Origin of the sequence: Shewanella aestuarii, from assembly GCF_014647215.1 — a bacterium.
Classification (GTDB): domain Bacteria; phylum Pseudomonadota; class Gammaproteobacteria; order Enterobacterales; family Shewanellaceae; genus Shewanella; species Shewanella aestuarii.
In genome coordinates this window covers 120,999-138,621 of record NZ_BMOT01000005.1, presented here as the reverse complement: position 1 = coordinate 138,621, position 17,623 = coordinate 120,999, and the positions used below count along the sequence as shown (strand labels likewise).

The 17,623-nt window shown below is 40.7% G+C and carries 18 protein-coding genes; 3 read left to right on the top strand and 15 right to left on the bottom strand.

What is annotated here, in order from left to right:
- Positions 1–2: 2 nt before the first annotated feature.
- The 12 genes from flgK to IEY03_RS09300 form a co-directional block, all read right to left on the bottom strand.
- Positions 3–1,928: a flagellar hook-associated protein FlgK gene (gene flgK / locus IEY03_RS09355; protein WP_188841104.1), complete on the bottom strand. Its 1,926-nt coding sequence runs from the start codon at positions 1,926–1,928 to the stop codon at positions 3–5.
- Positions 1,928–3,055, bottom strand: a complete 1,128-nt coding sequence (gene flgJ / locus IEY03_RS09350) for a flagellar assembly peptidoglycan hydrolase FlgJ (RefSeq protein ID WP_188841103.1) — start codon at positions 3,053–3,055, stop codon at positions 1,928–1,930. Before flgJ ends, flgK begins: the two co-directional genes overlap by 1 nt.
- A gap of 60 nt (positions 3,056–3,115) precedes the next feature.
- The gene (locus tag IEY03_RS09345) at positions 3,116–4,216 is read right to left on the bottom strand and encodes a flagellar basal body P-ring protein FlgI (protein WP_188841102.1); all 1,101 of its coding nucleotides are present in this window, start codon (positions 4,214–4,216) and stop codon (positions 3,116–3,118) included.
- 10 nt (positions 4,217–4,226) lie between these two features.
- Positions 4,227–4,901: a flagellar basal body L-ring protein FlgH gene (gene flgH / locus IEY03_RS09340; RefSeq protein ID WP_188841101.1), complete on the bottom strand. Its 675-nt coding sequence runs from the start codon at positions 4,899–4,901 to the stop codon at positions 4,227–4,229.
- A 10-nt stretch (positions 4,902–4,911) separates the two neighbouring features.
- Positions 4,912–5,700: a flagellar basal-body rod protein FlgG gene (gene flgG, locus IEY03_RS09335; protein WP_188841100.1), complete on the bottom strand. Its 789-nt coding sequence runs from the start codon at positions 5,698–5,700 to the stop codon at positions 4,912–4,914.
- Positions 5,701–5,711: 11 nt separating this feature from the next.
- Positions 5,712–6,455, bottom strand: coding sequence for a flagellar basal-body rod protein FlgF (gene flgF / locus IEY03_RS09330; RefSeq protein WP_188841099.1), 744 nt, complete (start codon positions 6,453–6,455; stop codon positions 5,712–5,714).
- Positions 6,456–6,705: 250 nt separating this feature from the next.
- Positions 6,706–8,067, bottom strand: a complete 1,362-nt coding sequence (gene flgE, locus IEY03_RS09325; protein ID WP_188841098.1) for a flagellar hook protein FlgE — start codon at positions 8,065–8,067, stop codon at positions 6,706–6,708.
- 60 nt (positions 8,068–8,127) lie between these two features.
- Positions 8,128–8,916, bottom strand: a complete 789-nt coding sequence (gene flgD, locus IEY03_RS09320; RefSeq protein ID WP_188841097.1) for a flagellar hook assembly protein FlgD — start codon at positions 8,914–8,916, stop codon at positions 8,128–8,130.
- Between the two features lie 24 nt (positions 8,917–8,940).
- Positions 8,941–9,357, bottom strand: a complete 417-nt coding sequence (gene flgC, locus IEY03_RS09315) for a flagellar basal body rod protein FlgC (protein WP_188841096.1) — start codon at positions 9,355–9,357, stop codon at positions 8,941–8,943.
- A gap of 2 nt (positions 9,358–9,359) precedes the next feature.
- Positions 9,360–9,758, bottom strand: a complete 399-nt coding sequence (gene flgB, locus IEY03_RS09310) for a flagellar basal body rod protein FlgB (RefSeq protein WP_188841095.1) — start codon at positions 9,756–9,758, stop codon at positions 9,360–9,362.
- A gap of 125 nt (positions 9,759–9,883) precedes the next feature.
- Positions 9,884–10,723 (bottom strand): CheR family methyltransferase, encoded by an 840-nt coding sequence (locus IEY03_RS09305; protein ID WP_188841094.1) that lies wholly within the window; start codon positions 10,721–10,723, stop codon positions 9,884–9,886.
- A 103-nt stretch (positions 10,724–10,826) separates the two neighbouring features.
- Complete coding sequence (locus IEY03_RS09300; RefSeq protein WP_188841093.1) at positions 10,827–11,747, bottom strand: chemotaxis protein CheV; 921 nt, start codon at positions 11,745–11,747, stop codon at positions 10,827–10,829.
- Positions 11,748–12,088: 341 nt separating this feature from the next.
- On the opposite strand from IEY03_RS09300, the gene flgA reads away from it, so the two are divergent.
- The 3 genes from flgA (at position 12,089) to IEY03_RS09285 (ending at position 13,757) form a co-directional block, all read left to right on the top strand.
- A complete protein-coding gene (gene flgA / locus IEY03_RS09295) occupies positions 12,089–12,796 on the top strand; it encodes a flagellar basal body P-ring formation chaperone FlgA (RefSeq protein ID WP_188841092.1) in 708 nt (235 codons plus the stop codon).
- Positions 12,797–12,867: 71 nt separating this feature from the next.
- Entirely contained in the window at positions 12,868–13,197 is a 330-nt protein-coding gene (gene flgM, locus IEY03_RS09290) for a flagellar biosynthesis anti-sigma factor FlgM (protein WP_188841091.1), read from the top strand.
- A gap of 134 nt (positions 13,198–13,331) precedes the next feature.
- Positions 13,332–13,757, top strand: coding sequence for a flagella synthesis protein FlgN (locus IEY03_RS09285; protein WP_188841090.1), 426 nt, complete (start codon positions 13,332–13,334; stop codon positions 13,755–13,757).
- Between the two features lie 160 nt (positions 13,758–13,917).
- Here the strand turns inward: IEY03_RS09285 and IEY03_RS09280 are convergent, their stop codons facing one another.
- From IEY03_RS09280 to IEY03_RS09270, 3 genes are all read right to left on the bottom strand, one after another.
- On the bottom strand, positions 13,918–14,478 hold the full coding sequence (locus IEY03_RS09280) for a chalcone isomerase family protein (RefSeq protein ID WP_188841089.1): 561 nt from the start codon (positions 14,476–14,478) through the stop codon (positions 13,918–13,920).
- Between the two features lie 65 nt (positions 14,479–14,543).
- The gene (locus IEY03_RS09275) at positions 14,544–15,023 is read right to left on the bottom strand and encodes a DUF2947 domain-containing protein (RefSeq protein WP_188841088.1); all 480 of its coding nucleotides are present in this window, start codon (positions 15,021–15,023) and stop codon (positions 14,544–14,546) included.
- Between the two features lie 94 nt (positions 15,024–15,117).
- Positions 15,118–17,601: a motility associated factor glycosyltransferase family protein gene (locus IEY03_RS09270; protein ID WP_188841087.1), complete on the bottom strand. Its 2,484-nt coding sequence runs from the start codon at positions 17,599–17,601 to the stop codon at positions 15,118–15,120.
- Between the last annotated feature and the right edge of the window lie 22 nt (positions 17,602–17,623).

The window sequence follows — 17,623 nt, the reverse complement described above, 5'->3', positions numbered from 1 at the left end:
TCCTATCGAACAGAACTAATTAAAGTGTCAAATAATTGTTGCGCAGTAGTCATTATTCGCGCAGATGCTTGATAAGATTGTTGAAAACGCATTAAGTTAGCCGCTTCTTCGTCAAGGTTTACACCAGATTCACTTTGCACTCGGTTATAAGCTTGTTGATAAATGGCATCGGCTGAACCTACACGTACTTCTGCCGCTTTGGTTTTATTACCCACATCCAGTTTGGTATTTTCAAATACCCCCGTTAATGTGGTTGTGCCACCGTTCATTAATTTAGTATCAGCAAGCTCTGCCATGGCAACGGCATTGGTGTTGTCCCCTTCGGCAAAAGAGAGGTCAAAAGTAAAGCTGTCAGTCACCCCAGCGGTTGACGTATCATCAATTTCAAAGCTGAATCCAAAGGTTGTATTTATTTGCGGTGGCGTAAATGCGCTTGGTCCAGCGACAGAGGTGCCTGCAGCATCAAAAACTTCAAAGGTATTAGTGGCACTGTCAATTCTTACTGTCAGCTCGCCGCCCGTTGTCGGAAATCCCGCCGCGTTGCGATTAATACTATTCACTTTGACATCCATCTCACCAGAGTTGGCTGAGTCAGCGGTAATTTTAGGTGCCGCAGCCGCTATTCCTTTGGGGTCGGTCATCACAGTCGTTAATCCTGATGCCGCTCCCGAGGTGGGACGGATTTCAAATTTATCTCCATCTGCCATAGCACCACTACCTATGTTGATCGTAAAGCCATCGCCGCCAACCAACTCGCCTGGTGGATTAAGTGTTAGTGGAGTGATTTTTCCCGTTTGGGTATCTTTCAACTCATATGTACCAGGCGCTGTGAATGACAATTCATATCCACCACCGCTCAACTCCCCCACATCGTCAATATTCACACTTAACTTTGCATTGCCAGTATTGGTTGAATATTCACCCACTCGACCGGATGACATTAATGGGTCATTAATATCGCGAAAGATGTTTTGGCCAATGTTGCCGTTTAAATCAAAACCTTTGGATTGCATTTCATTAAATGCATCGGCAATACCCAGTGCAAGTTGACCTAACTCTTGGCTTGCAGGCACCAAAGTATCGCTGCGAAAATCAAATAATGCCCCTAATTGGCCGCCTAATTTAGAAGGGTCAATAACAAGTGATTGATTACCTGTGGTTGCCGTAATGCGCGGTTCATTTGGATATGGGTCGCCAGTGGTAACACCGACTGACATCGACACTTCACCCGACACCAACATCACCGATCCACCTAACATGATGGATTTAGCACCGGTATCTAACGGAATAACATTAACTTGTGAATATTGACTGAGCTCTTGAATCAACGCATCTTGTTTATCGAGTAACTGACTATCCTGACCATTCGTCTTCATTAGCTCTAAATTGATGTTACCCAGCTCTTTGCTAATTTCATTGATGCGGGTAGTCATTGACTCAATTTGGCTATTGGTCTGTTTGGTTTGATTATCTAAATGAGACTGCATTTGATTTAGCGTTTTTGCTAAGTTTTGAGCCGAACCGAGCGCGCTACTTCTAATGGCCATGTCGGTAGGTAAATCAGCGATGCTATTCATGCTCGCAAAAAAATCATTTAAACCTGCAGGTACCATTTTACCAATTTGTGAATAAAGTTGATCTAACTCACTCATTTTTGTATATGAAGTTTCAGCCGCACTTAAGCTGGTTTGTCCGATACGTAACTCACGTGCCGCAAACTCGTTGTACACCCTTTTGACGTCTGAAACATAAGTGCCAGTTCCGTAGAAACTATTGCCTAATCTTTGTGATTCCGTAGTGGCTTGAGTCGCCACTTGACGGTGATAACCTAAGGTATTGGCGTTGGCAATATTATTACTGGTGACCCCAAGTTGAGACTGAGATGCAAGTACGCCTTGGCGAGCAATGTTTAATAAATCAATAGCCATTATTTAGCCTCCCCAGGGATGACTGACTTAAGTCCTTCAGTAACTGATTGCATAACCCTGATCACCTTCTTGGCATATTGAGGGTCTGTGGCGTAACCCGCTTTTTGTAACGCGTTTATAAATTGACGTGGTTCAGCAGCCACTTTGCGCGCATCTTGATACCGATCGTTTTGTGAAATAAACGACACAAAATCAGTAAAGCTTTGCTCTAAATTTTCATACATTCTGAAATCGGCGCGTTGTTGAACCGCGATTCCTTTTTCAAATTCAAGCGTATTAACTGTGGTTTTGTCGCCATCCCAACGTTTATCCGCTTTAATATTGAATAAATTGTTACTCATAGTGCCGTCTTGCTTGCGGATCACTTTTTGTCCCCAGCCTGTTTCTAGTGCAGATTGTGCAATTAACACTTCAGGTGTGGTGCCCAGTTGCTTCGCGGCTTTTTCTGCGTGAGGATAAAGAACTGAAATAAAATGCTGCGGGTCATTAAATTGACTGAACGGCTCACTTTTGCGCTGCGTAGGTTTTACCACATCGCGAGAAACCACTGCCGTCGGCAAGTCCTTGCCGTTAACCTTGTCAATCTGACTTGCTGGCGCTTTGCCAGCTAAGATTAAATCCATCATCTGTTTAGAAGATGCCGAAGTCACTGAAAATGCCGCATGGTCAGATACTGGAATGGCTGATGGATTAACATCTGAATTCGCTGCAAGCAATGTTGGTACAGCTTCTGATCCACTTGGGTTATTGACAAACATCGATGGATTAACGCGATTGTCGCTGTTACCCCGCAATACTGAAGCGGGTGTCATAGGGCTATCGTTAGGCGATAGCTGATGCACCATTAATTCAGCCAAGCCCAGCATGCCTTTGTTAGATAAATCCATCGACATTTGCTGATCACGCATTTGCTCATAAAACGCAGTTGCGTCGCTGTTAAATGGACTGTCGGATTTAAAGGCTTCATTAGCATCGCGCATGCTTTTCATCAGCATTTGAATAAAGATACCTTCAAACTGTTTGGCAACTTCTTTAAGCGCGCCCTTCTCGTCTTTCTGGGCCTGAACACGAAGTGAATCCAGTCCTCCTAGATCCAGAAAGTGCGAAGAATTTGACAGCTTTTCCATAGTAATCCCGTTACAGATGTCGGCTTATTAAATTGTCTACCGCATAAAAAGTGACAATTTTTAGATGATGATGAGTTCACCATGCAAAGCGCCTGCCATCTTTAACGCTTCGAGAATGGCTAATACGTCTGAAGGGGCCGCGCCTACTAGATTTACCGCACGCACTAACTCATCAAGGGTGGTACCAGGATTAAACATAAACATGCGGCGATCGCTTTGTTCTACATCTATCGTGCTATTAGTAGTCACAACGGTTTGCCCCCCAGCTAATGCATTAGGCTGAGAGACTTGAGTGGCTTCGGCTATGGTAACGGTCAAACCACCATGCGTTACCGCGGCTGGTAATAATTGAACATTTTTACCGACAACAATCGTACCTGTACGAGAATTCACGATGACCTTAGCTGATTCATCAGCGGGCTCAACTTCAACATTTTCAAGGGTCGCTAAAAAAGACACTCGCTGCGAAGCATCTCTTGGGGCACTGACCTGAATAGAACTCGCATCTAAAGCACGGGCCATACCAGGACCAAGTAAATCATTAATGGCATCAGCCATTCTTTTGGCTGTCGAAAAATCGGCACGACGTAAGTTAAAGGTTAGGTGATCACCGCTGGCAAATGGTGACAACACACTACGTTCGACAATCGCACCACTGGGAATACGTCCCACTGTGGGGGTATTTTGAATCACCTGAGAGCCATCTAATCCTTCAGCACTAAAACCACTGACAACCAAGCTACCCTGAGCGATAGCATAAACATTACCATCAACCCCTTTCAAAAAAGTTTGCAGTAAAGTGCCCCCGCGTAAACTTTTAGCTTCACCGATACTCGATACGGTAACGTCAAGTGTTTGACCCGGTTTAATAAATGCAGGCATATCAGCATGCACAGCAACCACAGCTACGTTTTTAACTTTGGGTCTGACTGAATCTGGTAGATTAATGCCGAAATTTTTCAGCATGGTTTTAAACGTTTGTTCTGTGTATCGTGTTTTTTCGCCGGTACCCGGTAAACCCACGACAATACCGTAACCCACTAACTGGTTATTACGCACACCCTGTACATTGGCAATATCTTTGATTCGCTGTGCATCAACAGGTGCAGCAATCACCATACATGCTGTAAATAACATGGTTAAAATAGGTTTAATGTTCATGTCATACCCCTTAGAAAGGCCACCACTCACCCATAAAGAACGAGCTTAACCAGCCCACTTTTTGAGTGTCGGCAAAAGTGCCTGTACCGCTATATTGAATTCGGGCATTTGCAACGCGCGTAGACTCAATGGTGTTGTCGGGGGTGATATCTTGACTACGTACAATGCCAGTAACACGAATAAATTCGTCACCATTGTTAATCGATATCCATTTTTCGCCCCGAATAACTAAATTGCCGTTTCCTAAAACTTGCATCACGTTTGCTGAAATACTGCCATCTAAACTGTTAGATTGATCGGCATCCGCTTCACGCTTGGTGTTCATACTGTCTGAGTATCGTAAATCTAACGGCACCCCTTTAATCGTGACATTGCCACCTCCGGCATAAAGTGGATCTACACTCAAATCACTGCCTTTTTTAAGCTCATTATTCGCACTTTTAGAGGCTTGAGTAGACTCCTTTAATACCACTGTAATAATGTCGCCAACTTTATGAGCTCGGATATCTGAGTACAAACTTGACGCTTGCGAGTCCATATAAATTGAACCTGTTGCTACAGTTTGAGTCCGTGGTTCCTCTGGATAAACTGGCGCATAAAACGGATCATCAGGGATCGGCTTCTTTTGAGTAGAACTGCAACCGACCAACAGCAACATGGCTGCTAACGCTAGGTATTTACTCATCACCGCCCCCTTATAGGTTTTGGTTTACATAGGACAGCATTTGATCTACCGCTGAAATCACTTTTGAGTTCATTTCGTAAATCCGCTGACTTTGAATTAAATTCACCAACTCTTCGGTCACATTCACGTTAGATGTTTCTAACGCTCCCTGACGAATAGCCCCTAAACCATCTAACGATGCCGTTCCTTGAATAGGTGTACCACTTGCACCCGTTTCGGTATAAAGATTTTGACCTAATGGGTCTAGCCCTGATGGATTAATGAAATCTGTCATCGTGAGCTGGCCAATGGTTTGACTTTCAGTCGTCCCCGCTAACTTAACTGACACTTCACCTTCTGCTGATACGGTAATGCTCATCGCGTCTTCAGGAATAGTGATGGGAGGCTGCAATACATAACCCGAGCCCGGTGTTACAATCTGTCCGGTATCGTCTAAGCTAAATTGGCCATTACGAGTATAAGCCGCTGTGCCATCAGGCATTTGAACTTCAAAAAATCCAGGGCCTTCAATCATTAAATCTAACGAGTTATCCGTCGTTAGCATGTTGCCTTGGGTAAACATTTTTTGCGTTGCAACCACTTTAGTACCCGCGCCTAAATTTAAGCCATTAGGTAATTTAGTATTGTCGGCACTGATCCCACCTGCCTGGTTGATAGTTTGATAAAGCAAATCCTCAAACACCGCACGGCTTTTTTTGTAGCCGATAGTGCTGGCATTGGCGACGTTATTAGAGATCACCGCTATATCGGTTTGTTGGGCGTCTAAACCCGTTTTACTAATCCACAGAGCTGGATGCATAATTAAGACTCCTAACCAATTCTTAATAACGACGAAGAAGAACGATCGGCTTCTTCCGCATTTTTCATCATTTTGACTTGCATTTCGTACTGGCGTTGAATGTCAATCATCGCCACCATTTCATGCACCGGATTAACATTACTGCCCTCGATGGCACCGCTTTCTACTTGAACCATAGGATCTTTGGGGGCAGGTAAGCCTGACATCAAACGGAATAGCCCATCTTCGCCGCGCATCATTTGATCATTACCAGGATTAACAAACTTTATCCTAGCCACTTCTTCAATCACTTCCGCGGTTGCACCTTGTGGTCTTACTGAAATAATCCCATCTGGTGAAATTTGCACTTTATCAATAGGCAGCGGTAACACAATTGGCCCAGCATCACCCATAATGGGTGTGTTGCGGCTATTGATAAGCAGCCCCGTATTATCAAATTTCAAACCACCAGCTCGGGTATAAGCCTCTGAGCCATCGGCGGCCTGAACCGCAATCCAACCATCGCCTTTTATGGCAATGTCTAAATCGCGTCCGGTACTTTTAATTGGACCTGAAGAAAAATTCGTTCCGGGGCTTTCAATCATCGAAAACACTCGAGTTGGTAAGCCTTCACCAAACGCTTGCATTGCTCTAGCTTGCGTCATGTCTGACTTAAAACCATCAGTGTTGGCATTGGCTAGGTTGTTCGCACGAACAGCCAAAGCATTCATGCCTTGTTTTGCGCCGCTCATTGCAACATACAAAAATTTGTCCATCTGCCGCTCCGTCAATAATGCTTCAAATAAAGATATTAACTAGTTAAAGCAAGCAACATGCCAACAATTTTATAATGTGTAAGGTATTGATTTTATGTTTAAGATAGGAGTTGCACTGCGGGAGTGATAATTGAGTGTGTCAAAAAAACATCTTTCGGATTAATCTTTGAACCTCGGCCACTTAAATAGGCAAGGTGTTGCCGCTTATGGCAACACCTCTATCTATATTGGATGTTTAAATAGTCTTAAATTATCTAATCTGTAACACGGTTTGATTTAAGGTGTTGTTCACTTCAAGCGTTCTAGAGTTAGCCTGGAAGTTACGTTGCGCAGAAATCAAATCCACTAACTCGGTGGTTAAATCAACATTTGACTGCTCAAGCGCTGAAGAACGAATACTACCAAAAGTACCACTATTAGCTTCACCAGCTAAAGCTGGACCAGAATCCAAGCTCGCTTTCCAAGAAGTATTACCCACTTGAGTTAAGCCTTGTTCATTGGCAAATCGCACTAGCGCAACTCTTGAAAGTGGCACGGTTGAGCCATTACTGTAACTTGCGGTTACTAGACCATCAGCGCCAATCCCCACATTCGTTAAACGACCGACTGTAGTACCATTTTGAGTTAACTCAGTCACTTCAAAAGGTGATGCATATTGAGTTGGATTATTAAAGTTCACGGTAACCGCTTGAGAACCATCGGCACCAGGACCTAATACGTTAGCACCACCAACCCCCAAGACTTCAGTGTTGATTACCGCAGGTGAGCTACCTGTATACGCACCTGCATCATTGAATTTAATTACTGCACCAGTCCATCCGCCAGCAGTTTGTGCGTTTCGTGTACCATCAATAATACCATCACCTGTGGTGTCAACACTGTATTGCCCAGCTGCGCCATCTAAATTTACCGGTTTACCATCAACAGCGTAGTAAGCAACCCAGTTGCTTTCTCCGGTATATGACCCTTCTTCAGGTTTAATGAAGTAAGTCGTCATAATATGTGATTCACCCAATGAGTCATAGATTGTCACAGAGGTTGAATTGTTGAATGTATCGGGATTTGTCGGGTCAAAAGCGGCAGGGTCTAAGGCTGACTCCCCTACATTTAGGTTCATTTGTAAACCAACTTTACCTGACATTACTGGGCTACCAGCTGTATCTGGGATTTTAATAGGTTGAGTGGTCGTTAAGCTAACTGAGGTTGAGTTCCCCTCTTTATCAACAGGGAAACCTTGTAAAAAATTACCTGCCGAATCAACCATATAATTTGCCGAATCAACCTTAAATGCACCAGCACGAGAAAAAGACTGATCACGGGTACCGATTTCTGATGAAGTAACAAAAAAACCGCCGCCACTGATCGCCATATCCAGTGAGTTGCTCGTGAATTGCAAGCTACCTTGGTGAAATTGTTGCGCCACTTGAGTCGTGGTTGTACCACCACCCACCGCCGTTTTACTGTTTGAGAAAATTGAATTGGCGTATACATCCGCAAATTCAGCTCGTGATTCTTTAAAACCAATAGTATTGACGTTGGCAATATTGTTGGCCGTGGTATTCAAATCTTTTTGAGCGGCTGCGATACCACTTAATGCGATGTTAAAAGACATATTTCACCTCGAATAATCAGCTTTTCTTTAATGACAAATTTCTGTCACAAGTTAAATTTATTAAGATTCAGATACCGCGAGTACGTCGGTCAACTTAATACCGCCAATACCACGTAAGTTTAAAATGGCTCCTGTTGCTGCGGTACCGAGTGAAACACTCGTCACATGAGCATAAGTTGATACGGGTAAATCTTGTGATTGACCATCAACTTTACCGCTCGCTTTTATGGCATAACTGCCTTCAGCTACAGGTTGACCATTTTTATCTAATCCATCCCAAGCAACATCCACATTGCCACCAGCACTGCCATCAATTTCATAGGTTTTAATTAATTGTCCAGCTTCATCTTCAATTCGGATTGTTATGGTATCAATCGCTGCAGGTGTACTTACCACACCTTTAATTTCAGTATTACCTGCACTAATGGCTCCTGTGTCTGATGGGATTAATACTTTACGTCCCACTAAACTAGATGCCTGCAGTGCTTGGCTTGAACTCATTACCCCATTTAAATTCAGAATTTCTTTATTTAAATTGGCAATACCATCAACCGTTGAAAACGATGCCATTTGTGCAATCATCTGATCATTATCAACGGGCTTAAATGGATCTTGCATCGAAAGCTGTTGACTGAGCAAAGCAAAAAAATCTTCCTGCTTAAGCATTTGATCATTCGCTTCAGGCGTTTCCGGCGCATCAGGTAAGCGAATACCGTCTAAAAAAGGATTACCTGTACTTGTGGTAGTCGAATTCGACTGCACAGTATTTTTGCTTACCGTACCGGTATTCGTTGATGTCGATGCCTGTTGCGGCAAAGACTGACTGCTATAAGGATTAACGAGGCTCACAACTTACCTCCAACAATATTCATGCTACTTACCCATTCTAAGTGTTTGTTGCAACATAGATTTAGTTGCATCAGCCACTTGAACATTCATTTGATACGAACGTGATGCTGAAATCATATCGGCCATCTCTTCCATGACATTCACGTTTGGCTTATAAATAAAACCATCACCATCTGCCATAGGATGATCTGGCGCAAATTCTTTCATCAGAGGCTTATCACTTTCAACAATGCCACTGACATTAACGCGGTGGGCACCAGATTGCTGGTGATTCGCTTTTGCCATTTCAGCTTCAAAAACGGGATGACGTGCTCGATATGTTTTATCAATGCTACTTGATACAGAGTCAGCGTTGGCGATGTTACTTGCTGTCGTGTTCAGTCTCACCGACTGAGCCGTCATACCGGAACCCGCTACATCAAAAATATTAAATAAGCTCATAGTTAATCACCTCGCAATGCTTTACGCATTCCAGAAAACTTACTTTCTAAAAACCCCAATGACATTTGGTATTCAAGAGAGTTTTGCATAAAGGCTGATTGTTCTTGCTGCATATCTACAGTATTACCATCGCCAGTATCAGGCTGATTTGGAACACGAAACTTTACATGCTGTTGGCTGAGTGCTGTTAAATCGAAATGTTTTTCGTTGGATGTACTCATCGTCAAACCTTTTTGACGAGAACTTGCTGCTTGCATCGCAGAGGCAAAATCGACATCGCGAGCTTTATACCCAGGGGTATTCGCATTTGCTATGTTGCTTGATAATACTTCAGCGCGTTGCGCCCTAACACCCAGAGAGTATTGATGTACCCCAAGTGCATTATCAAAATTAATCGCCATAAAATTGCCTCCATCAGCTAACTGATAGATATGAAGCAAAGGTTATGCCAATTATTTGCTAATAGAGGGGAAATGTAGAGAGGAAAGCATGCGCTAACAATAACGCATGCTTTTCAACAAATTAACTAAGTTTTCTTTTGATAATAAATACCAGGATTACAACGAACCATGTCAAATTCATCTGTTAATCCGGCAATAGATTCTGACGCACCAAGGAAAAGAATCCCTTTGGGATTTAATGCGGCAGCAAATTGCCGCAATATTTTCGCCTTTGCCTCTGGAGCAAAATAGATCAGTACATTACGGCAAAATATAATGTCGTACTTACCAAGAAGGGTATAACTTTCAAGTAAGTTATGTGCTCTGAAGTTAACCAAACGCTTCACATTATCTTTGATTTTCATGTTGCCATTTGGCAAAGCATCAAAAAACTGACGTTTACGCTCCTCAGATAGTCCCCTAGCTAAGGCTAATCCATCATATTCTGCATTTTTACAGCGTTCTAACATAGATGGAGATAAATCCGTCGCTTGAATAGTGACCCCACCTGGAAGTGTTCCCGGCTTACGTTGCTGGTATTCTAAGGCTGTCATAGCTAATGAATAAGGCTCTTGACCAGAAGAGCAAGCTGCAGACCATATACGCAATGAACGACCTAATTTAGAATATTCAGGTAATAACGTGTTATGAAGTAAATCAAAAGGGTAACGGTCACGAAACCATAGGGTTTCATTTGTGGTCATGGCATCAATAACCTCAGCTCGCAACTGGCGCTCTGTCGGTTTCATCGAATGTTTAACCACTTCAGAAAGTGAAGGTAAATTGTGTTTACCCATTAGTGGCGCAAGACGACTACGTACAAGGTATTGTTTATTTTCACCTAACACGATGCCGCTATGTTGTTCTAAAAACAACCTAAATTGATTATATTCTGCTTCTGCGAGTGATTTATCTGTCACATTCACATCCTAGTATTATGAGTGATTGTTGCCCTATTAGACTGGGCTTTTACGCATTACCAATACTCATGAACTTGCCATGTTGTCTACTGCGAACAATACACAATTATTATAAACTTAAATGCTTGTTAACTGCAGCGGCTAACTCATCCGGATTAAATTTTGCAATAAAGTCATTTGCGCCAACTTTTTGTACCATGGCCTGATTAAACACACCACTTAACGATGTATGCAGCACCACTTTAATATTTTTTAACTTAGGATCATCTCTAATTTCAGCTGTGAGGGTATAGCCATCCATTTCTGGCATTTCAATATCTGAAATAATCAAAGGAATTTCAACAGAGACATCATCCATCTCCTTGGCAATACTTTTTAGCTTTTCTAAAGCTTCACGGCCGTCTTTAGCAGTATCAATCTGCAGTTTTAGTGATTCCAAAGAGCGAATAATCTGCTTACGAGCAACCGCTGAATCATCAATCACCATAATGTGAAAATGTTGTTCTCTATCAATGGTTAATTGCTGATTCACTTCTTCACTAATAGCCGTTTTAACAGGTGATATCTCATCAAGAATTTTTTCAACGTCTAAAATCTCGACTAATTCACCTTCAATTTCGGTTACTGCGGTTAAGTATGAGTATCGTCCAGCACCCTGAGGTGGCGGCATAATTGCCGCCCAGTTCATATTGATAATCCGCTCAACCGAACTCACTAAGAACCCCTGAACACTTCGGTTATATTCAGAAATAATAATGAAACAATTTTCAGTTGACGTTAAAGGCCTACCGCCAGTCGCAGCACTTAAATCGATAACAGAAATAGTAGCACCACGAATATGTGCCACCCCTTTAACAAACGGATTCAATTTGGGTAAAGTCGTTAACGGTGGACACTGAAGTACTTCTTTTACTTTAAAAACGTTAATACCAAAACGTTGACGCCCATTAAGTTTAAACAACAGTAACTCTAATCGGTTTTGACCAACTAATTGAGTTCGTTTGTTGACGGATTCCATGATACTCGACATAACACTGCCTTTTTTTATTAAAATATCCAAATAAATAGATACTAGCCTGTTTTGCTTCAAAACATAAATTTAAAGTGATTATCTTAACGGATATGAAGATTTAAATTGCTCAAACCGAAAAGTAACCCAAGCCATCAATGTACTTTATTATGCTGCAATTTTTATATCGGCATAATATTTGCTAACTCTTATCTGTAGACCATATAGCACGAATAATCCGCTAAGGTAGTCAATCAATTGTCGCTGTTCACCACAGATGAACAAAGCCTAGCTTTATATTCACGCTCTAACTCAAAATTAAGTATAGGTGCAATCTGGCAAAACAAGCTAGTATCTCGACTATGAAAGTATATTTATTGTGTTTTTTCTATTTATTGTTCAATTCATTAGCAGTTTTTGCGAATGAAGATGCTAGCGTACCTACCTTATCGACCATAAGCCAATTGGCTGAAGAGGTTGTAAGAAAAAAAATTAAGTCGTCCCCGAATGCTAAGTTACTCATTACGCCACAAAATTTAGAGGGACGACTGACACCACCTCGTTGTTTTCCCCCTATTACCGTTGAATTAGCCAGTGAGCGTGAAATAGGCCGAAACAACACCGTAAAAATCAGCTGTAATAGTCCAGACTATGACTATCCTTGGCAGATTTACTTATCCGTTCGGGTCGAGATAATGTTTCCTGTAGTCGTCAGCAGTGAAATACTCTCCCCTGATACGTTACTCACAGAATTACAACTGCAAATAGAATACATTGATCAATACAGTTTACGCGGTCAGTTCTATGCTGATCTTAACGACGTTTTAGGCAGTAAAACTAAACGTCGAATTAATAAAGGGACTCCAATTTTAAATAGTCACTTATGTTTTGTCTGTAAAGGTGATGCTGTATCTATCTATGCTAACAGCCAAAATCTTCAGATAAAAACATTAGGTGAAGCGATGCAAGATGGAAATGTAGGCGAGTCTATAAGAGTTAAGAATGCTAATTCAAACAGAGAACTAGAAGCTAGAGTTATTGGCGTTGGCGAAGTCGAAGTTAGAATGTAAAATAAGCTAAAGTTTTTTCCCACAGTGCCGATAGCCTGTTTGGAAAACCGAAATTAACGCTGGAGCCTACCATGGCAATTGACATTAACAAGCTTAAAACAGCTACGCCTACGCCAGTTACTGCGCGTGATGCAAAAACCACAAACAATGCAGCTAAAGCCGCACCACAGGCAACAACTGCACAGGTAAAAACCGATTCTGTAAGCATAACGCCACAAGCACAAGAATTACAAAGTGCACAGGCAAAAATGGCAAGCTTACCTGAAATAGATCAAAAGAAAGTGGCTGAAATCAAACAAGCCATTTCTGAAGGTCGCTATAAAGTTGATCCTGAAAAACTTGCTGCCAACATTGCAAGCTTTGAAGCAGAACTTAGCGGACTTAAGTTCCAAGAAGAATAGCCTAGGCTTTACTAAAACTGCCTACAAAGACAGTTTTGCTTTAGTCTATTCTTCTGAACGTTACAGTATAAGAATGCGGCACCTTTTGGTGTCATAGACAGGTGTTTCCAAAGCAAAATAATCTGAGTATCAGTATGACAGCACTTTCAACATTACTTTCACATCAGCATGGGATTCTTACCTCGCTGAGGTCACTTATTTGTGCCGAAAAAAAAGCATTGCAAGATCAAGATGCAGATAAACTGCTTAAACTTGCCCAAGAAAAACAACAATGCCTGATTGCATTAAAAACCAATGATGAATCTCTAGCAAATCATCCTGAACACTCTTTACTCACATCTGATGCAGAGCTAATTGAAAAGGTCATCGCTGCAAAAGCAATTTTAGCCGATTGCAAAGATATCAATCAGCAAAATGCCAGCTTAATTGAATTAAATCTCGCAACCTTGAATAGATTCTCTCAGGCACTGCAGGCTAGTCGTAACTCATCCAGCTTAACCTATAATGACAAAGGTAAAACCTCGACTATCTCGACACTTGGCAATGATTTCAAAGCATAAGTATTTATTCTAAACCATTATTATTAGTAAAAAATCTCATAACAATAACTTATGAGTGTAGCGATAAATACTTACTGCCTAATGGTAACATTGCCATTATTAAGGCAACGATTGAAACAGAAATGATCTGGGCAGATGCGCTCAAGTAACTGATTAAGCATTAAAGCCCTAAAAGACTTTTTTTCAAACTGTCCTGTGCGGGTTTATCACCTAACCAAATTTTTAGTAAAGCTTGGCGAAAGCGCTCTCCTTTTATCTCCCCCTGCGGCTGCCCGTTCTTGAAACTGGCAGTACCTTCATTCTTAGTTAAGATAAACGTAAACTGATCTCCTTGGTTAATTTCAGCATTGAATAGCCCCATAAACTGGCTGATTTCAGCTTCTATAGTCGAAACATCACCATCTGTTGCAGACTCAAATCCGTCGGTAATGGCATCGACCATTTTATCTGAAGAGATCATGCCCGAGGTAATATTCAAACGAATAACCGCAACCGATTGTTCAAGAACCTCGACTAAACTATGCTGAGTTGTCGGTAAATATAAACTACCAACATATAAATCAATGAAAAACTTACTTCGAATACCTGCACCATTTAATTCAAGTACTTGTGACTGGATTGTTAGTGACTCTTGCACATCAACACTCGAAACTGTTTTTGCATGTACGAAGGGACAAGCAAGCAATGCCGCGGCTAACGTTGAAGCAGATAATACTTTCATGTTAATTATTCTTTTAATAAAGCATGACAAACGGAAGAAAATCTATAACCATCAAATAATTTACATTAACCACGAATGCCTAATTTGTACTGGCCATTTTGCTCGAAAATCAAAGCTTGTTTATGATTAGGTGAAATCAATAATGGGCCATCATCAAAAAACAGAAAACATTTCCAATTACGTACAAAGACATCCCAACGGGTTTCAATCACTTGGTATTTTTCATAGCAAAAATACACTTTAGCATCATCAGGCCATTGAATATGTTCAATAATGGCTTCTGGTAACATGTTTTCATTTGAATCCCAAGCTGATTGCCAATGCTCTGTTGCGCGCCAAGCATCTTGCTTTGCCGGCCAATCACCTTTAGCAAATTGTTCAGCTCGACTACTTTTGTTGCTAATCCATTTGTTCCAAACTTCCATGGCACTTTTATCAGACAAAGGCATGATCAATGCTTTGTCATCTTCGCTAACGGGTAAATCTTTATGGTTAAAAATCCATTTACGTTTATAGGATTCAAAAGGGATATAGGAATGAGACAAAAATAGCGCTCCGGCGAATAGGCAGTAAACAAAAGATTATACAGCTAAATAGCCTTATACATCGATATAAGGCATCAGTAATTAATCAAAAATTTTATTTTGGATTGTGTGCTTGTTTGATTTTATTTAAAAAATCTTGTGCAACTTGGTTTTCAGGATCAGCATTTAACGCACTCATAAATGCCGTTTCTGCAGCATCAAGCTGATTAACATCAACCATAAAAATGCCTAACTTCAACCAAGTTGCTACATCTGCCGGATATTTATCTAAGTAATCAAGGTAGACATTTAGCGCTAAGTTAAACTGACCTTGCAATCTCAACACATGAGCATATTGCGGCATATATTGGTCACTGTATCTAATGACTTTTTCTAAGGTTTGACTGGCTAAATCAAGTTCTAATAATACCAATGCTAACTTCAAAACCAGCTTTAACATCAATTCGTCATAAGCGCCTTTATAAGCTTGCAGAAACGTCAACGCTTCACGATGTTGATTCTGTAGTAGAAGTAAATTCGAATATGCTAAATGATACAAGTAATCAGCATCGCTGTCTGACTCAGCAAGCGACTTTAAATTACGCACCATATATTGCAGCCCCTCTAAATGCTTGATTTGCACTAGATGGATTATTTTTTCAAGAATTTTTCTTGGTGCTGACTGATTTTTAACAACATCGATATATACCTGAGGTTTTCGTTCAAATTGATCTTTATACTCAGCTTTTAACTCTGAAATAATTGATAGTTCACGCTCATCAAAATGAGATAGGGCATTAAACTTTAACCAAATAAAGACCCTTCCAGGTTGAGCATCCTCTCGCCATTGCTTCGCAAGTAAATCAATAGAACTATTAACCGCGATCTCTTCTAGTCTCGAATTAATCCTAGTAATGGTGTTGAGTGTTTGTTGATATAAATCAACCGCGATGGTGTTAAAAGCAAAATAATAATTTGATGACATATCGAATAAGTGCTTTTGATCCCAATCTTCAGTTTTCTTGGTGGTTAAAAATTTTGAAAATTCTAAATAACCATAAAACTTTATCAGCTTGGCAAAGTCAGCAAACTGAGTATTGATATGAGATTCTATAGACTCTACTGAGTTTGTTACCCGAGTAATTTCTGGCAACTCTGCATCGACAGAAGAAACAGACTTAAGTAATAGTATCGCTTCAGAGGTTTTATCAGCGATTTCTTTGAAGACTTTATTAGCAGCTATGGTTTGGCTTAATACATCCTCAATATCAGCGGTTAACTTGTCTTGAGAACCAAGCTTAATGGCTTTATTTAACAGCATTTCGGGGGTTAAATTACACTCAGTTAAGACAATTTCATCATGGTTGCGATAAGGGATATTATTTATTGCGGTGGCATTTTTTGAAAGGTTAACAATTGAAACATGTGGGTGATTTTCAACATCGACAGCCAGTGACTCAGAAGCCATCTTTAACTGTACGACAGTCTCAGCAGACTGACCTGCATAGGTTTTGACCCATTCTCCAATAAAGCCCAAATTTGGACCTAAACTTGTTTCAAGCGAGCCTTTCGCATGAGTATAACCAGTAGGTGAAAAACAAAAATCAGATCCTGTTAGTAATATCTGTTTAAAACCCAGTTTTATTGCTAAATGAACCGATGAGTTGGTTACAGTTGGCCCCATTGTTTGAATATTATTGCGATCGACTTTTTGTGACCAAGGTAACCTTGACCCCATATATAAAGAGTGTCCTTGCCATTGAGAGAGAAGCCTTGAACTTACATGGTAGGAATTAACAAACAAGCTCTTATTCGCTAACTCCAACATGCCTCGGTTAACTTCAAAACTAAAATCCTCAGGGTCAACTGACACAATTATATGCGGTGTAATCCCTGCGGTATAAAGTTTCCCTGCCACTCTAGATGCCGCAAACACAATCAATTTAGATTGATTTTCTTTTATCCAACCAATGGTTTCATCCAATGATGGCCCACCAGCAACAACAATTGCAGTCATATTTTCAAAAGCACCAATTAACTCAGATGCTTGAGTATGATTTTCACAAATATTTCTTAACTGTTCTCTAAAAAAGACTTTTTGTGAGAAGCCGATACTTTCTTGATAAACAGCATCATTAATCAACTTTTCAATATAGGTAGCCAATATGGCATATTGAGGTAAATAATCGCCTGATGCAGCTAAAGAGCGATGAATGGCATATTGGCGCTTTGAAAGAAAAACACTGGTTCGATTATCATTTATAATCTCTTCAAATTCAGCTGCACTGCAAACGGAAACTTGGTTTTTCTCTGGAGGAATATCGATATTTAACAAAGCTAACGCTTCATCTATTTCAACAAAAACATATTGTGAACCTTTTGCTAATGGCATTGATAAAACATAATTAGCAAGTAAGCCTGAATCTAATCCGATGATAAAATGCAGTGTGTCTTCTTGTTGGAAATTTTGTTTAAAGTGTTTGTCAAACAAACTCTTAGAATCCAACTTCTCAAACATTGATCGGTTAATACTCGGTAAGTAATATTCATCAAATGCACTGATCGCAAATATGTTTAAGATTTCAGTATCTAGCTGCATAATTATCTTTATTCCCTGTAAA